General features: G+C 60.1%; 1 pseudogene. It reads right to left on the bottom strand.

From position 1 onward, the window contains the following. Positions 1-182 (bottom strand): annotated as a pseudogene (locus tag AAEY83_RS14995) (MFS transporter); the annotation flags it as partial. Between the last annotated feature and the right edge of the window lie 91 nt (positions 183-273).

Raw genomic sequence — 273 nt, forward strand, 5'->3', positions numbered from 1 at the left:
GTGTGATATCCGACCCACGGCTGCAACAGCGACGCGGTCAACTGGAAGGTCAAGGTGATCAGGCCGACCTGGGTGAAGGTCAGGCCATAGTTGGCTTTGAGCATCGGGTAGATCGACGGCAGAACCGACTGGATCAGGTCATTGATCAGATGCGCCAGCGCCACCGCGCCGATGATGCGCATCACCAAGGGGCTGCTTTGCGGAGCAGCGGTCGCCGAGGCAGCGGCGGTCTGAACGTTGCTGATAGCCATGGAAAATTCCGGACAGCAGATG

Origin of the sequence: Psychrobacter sp. TB20-MNA-CIBAN-0197, from assembly GCF_040309765.1 — a bacterium.
GTDB classification, from domain to species: Bacteria; Pseudomonadota; Gammaproteobacteria; order Pseudomonadales; family Moraxellaceae; genus Psychrobacter; species Psychrobacter submarinus.